Here is a 3,540-nt window from a genome sequence, read left to right on the forward strand (position 1 = left end):
GTAAAAGACAATTCTCTTGTAGTTGAGTTTAAAATAGTTAAAGATGGAAAACAATCAAATACTAGAACAGTAACAATTACTGGTTTTAAGGAAGCTAAACCTATACCAAGTGTAGAATTAGATAATAACTTGATAGGACAAGCACAAACCATAATAAAATATTTAGAAAAAGAAATTGAAAACGATTTAACTTGTTGAACCGGTTTTAAAAACGAGATTTCTAAAAAATTATCTGAATATAAAACAAATACAAATACTCAAAGCGAACAAAATTTAGTTAACATTATTGATAAATATAATAGTGAAAAAGATGAATTTTATGATTTGTTTATGGGTGAAAATGGCGTTTATACACTTGAAACCTCAATTGATGAGTTAATAGCAAAGAGTTCTAATTCAAAAAGATTTTTTACTGCCATTCCATCATTAAAAAGTCATTATATAACTACAATACAAGAAATGATTAAAACATTAGAATTATTATACGACTTGCAAGAAGCTAAAACACAAGTAGCTAATATATTTACATCAATTCAAAACGATATATTATTAACTCAAACTACTGAAAGCGGTGAATTGATTAATAAATTAAATTCATTTAGAAATAGACAAGCCAAAGCGGAAAAATATAGATATGTTTCTGGTAAAAATGCTGAAGGTAAAGATGTATACACAGATATAGTTCCTAATGCTAAAACTATTTTTGAAGATGCTTATTTATCTATTAACGGAAAAATTACTATTGCGACTTCATATAATGAAATTAAATCAATAATTAATAGTGAAGAATTCAAAAATTTTGATAAAAAGTTTACTGCTTTTGATGAATATGCTGGCTCAGTGAATAGATCTATTAATTTAAAAGCTAACCATAAAGATTTATATCCTTTCATATCACAATTAGAAGAATATAAAACACTTGATAAATTATTGACTGAAAGCCTTGAATTTTTAAAAAACTTTAATAATTTCGATATTGATTTTAGTACACAAGCAAATTCGTTTAGTGAAGCGTTAAAAACTTATACTTCAATTTTTATCTATACTGATAGTAGTGGCGAATTGTTAGAATTTAGTACATTATCAAATAGCACTAAGCTAATTTCACTTTATCTTCGTTCAAAAGATTTATTGAGAACAGTTGAATCTTACATTCGTTATTTAAACACGAATGCTGAATCTAACAGCGCTAAACTTATTGAAACAAACAAGCTTAAGGCAGAAATTGAATCTAAAATCAATGAAGTAAAAACACATCAAGATGTAATTAGTGTAAATTTAGATGAGTTTAAAGTTCAATATGATGGTTGATTTAAAACACTTGATGATATTAAAAATGCAGTTAATACAAGCGTACAAGGTTCTAGTTATAGAAAGTTAAGTTCAACATTTGAAACATACTTTAAAGCAGATGAAGACACTCAACAACCAGCATTTTATGAGCTTATAACTACTGATTATGCTGATGTATTTACAGATGAGCAAAAAAACACTATTAAAACTAAATTAGATGAACTTAAAAAAGCATTAAATAATCAATATTCGTTAGCAAAAATTCCAGGCACAGACAGATCAGATTATTCTCCTATTACTCAAAAAGTTTATCCAATTTTACAAGCTATTAATTCTATTATTGTTTCTAAATTCAAAGAAATATTAACTAGTGAATGAAGTGAAATTCTTAAAAAACAATTAAAATCTAATTTCGATGCTTTTGTTGCTAAACAAAAGAAAGACAATAAACCTAATAAGATTGGTTTAATAAGTAATTCTGCATTTGATTACATCGCTTTTGGTTATTATGGTAAAAAACTAAGAGTTGTATCGTTATTGGACAACAAAGGTAAAATCACTACCAAAACTGGTAAATTCTTAAAAGATTTCCATAGAATTATTGGCCTAAGTACAAATGTCAAATATGTTTTCAATGGTTTTATGGGAAATAAGGAATATAAACCAGCACCAGTTAATCCAACACCAGAAGAAAAAGCTGAATATGAAAAATATGAAATAGCAAATGAATACAAATCAGGCTATGGTTCAAATCAATTAGACTATGAATATACTTATGATTCTAATAATGAAATTAATGGTATTAAAATTAAGGTTTATTTATTAGATAATTCAAGAAGATTATCAAAAGATGAAACATGAGCATTTTATCTTCATGATGAACAACCAATTGAATTAGTTGTTAATAAAAGTGAATTAAAAGTATAGTAAGGTACAAAACACTAAAAAATATTAAAAAGCTTATTTAATAAAATAGGCTTTTTATTATCATGAGTTTTAAAATTTATTAATATTGTAAAATATTAAAAACAAACTTGTATTAAGTTTAATAAAGGAAAATTATGTCAAAAAATATAGATAAATATATAGCGTCTTATTTTCATAAAACTGAAAAAGTAATCGCTAATGAACATCCTAATAATATTATTACCTTACAATTCTTTCAAAGAAGAGATAATGCACTGTTAGCAGGCATGGATGAAGTTTTGAAACTTTTGAAGGATAATACTGATACATCAAAATATGAAATTAGATATCTTAAAGATGGCACACTAATACAAAATCTTGAAGTTGTTTTAGAATTAACTGGCCACTATGATGACTTCGGAAAATATGAAGGCATGATTGATGGTATTTTAACAAGAAGTACATCAATAGCAACTAATGCATATGAATGTGTTAAAGCAGCGAATGGCAAAAATATCATTTTCATGGGCGATAGAGCAGACCATTATTTAATGCAAGAAATTGACGGTAAAGCCGTAGCGCTTGCCGGCGTGACTTCAATGTCGACTGAGGCACAAAACATTCATAAAGTGGAGTCCACTTTCGGTTCAGTTCCACATGTTTTATTACAAAACTTTGCAGGTAATACAGGTGGAGCAATGAAAGCATATGCTAAGAATTGACCTAATGATAAAATCATTTCTTTAATTGACTATCATAATGATGTAATAGCACAAGCATTAGAATCTTATACAGCACTTGGATCTCGTTTATATGGCGTCAGAATTGATACATCAAAAAATATGAAAGACAGAATGTTTGATAATGAATCAATTGATAATAAAGACCATTATGGTGTTAATATAGATCAAGTTAAGAATTTAAGAAAAGCATTAGATGATGCAGGTGCCGACAATGTCAAAATAATTGTTTCATCAGGTTTTAATGCTTCAAAAATTAGAAAGTTTGAAGAAGCAAAGGCACCAGTAGATTCATATGGTGTTGGGCAATCTATTTTTAAATTTGAGTGCTTTTTCTCAGCTGATGCTACATTATTAAATGGAAATAAAGAAGCAAAAGCCGGCAGACAATATCGACCTAACAATAGATTAATTAAATTCCAATAATTTCCTAATAATACTATAAAACAATGATATAAATATTTTTTGAGCCACTATATATGGCATTTTTTTGCTAAGATCCTATATATTAATATTTAGTATAATATTAAAAATTAAATATTAGTGAGGCTTAAATCATGAAAAATAATAAAAAATCTAAAAAAATATTATTATTATCACT

At 26.7% G+C, this 3,540-nt stretch carries 2 protein-coding genes; both read left to right on the top strand.

Translation table 4 applies throughout. From position 1 onward, the window contains the following. Positions 1–2,220 (top strand): hypothetical protein (locus T386_RS04650; RefSeq protein WP_036460139.1); only part of this gene is annotated, 2,220 nt, incomplete at its 5' end. 134 nt (positions 2,221–2,354) lie between these two features. After that, positions 2,355–3,365, top strand: a complete 1,011-nt coding sequence (locus tag T386_RS0104105) for a nicotinate phosphoribosyltransferase (protein WP_029513851.1) — start codon at positions 2,355–2,357, stop codon at positions 3,363–3,365. The last annotated feature ends 175 nt before the right edge of the window (positions 3,366–3,540 follow it).

This window comes from Mycoplasmopsis primatum ATCC 25948, assembly GCF_000702785.1.
GTDB classification, from domain to species: domain Bacteria; phylum Bacillota_I; class Bacilli_A; order Mycoplasmatales; family Metamycoplasmataceae; genus Mycoplasmopsis; species Mycoplasmopsis primatum.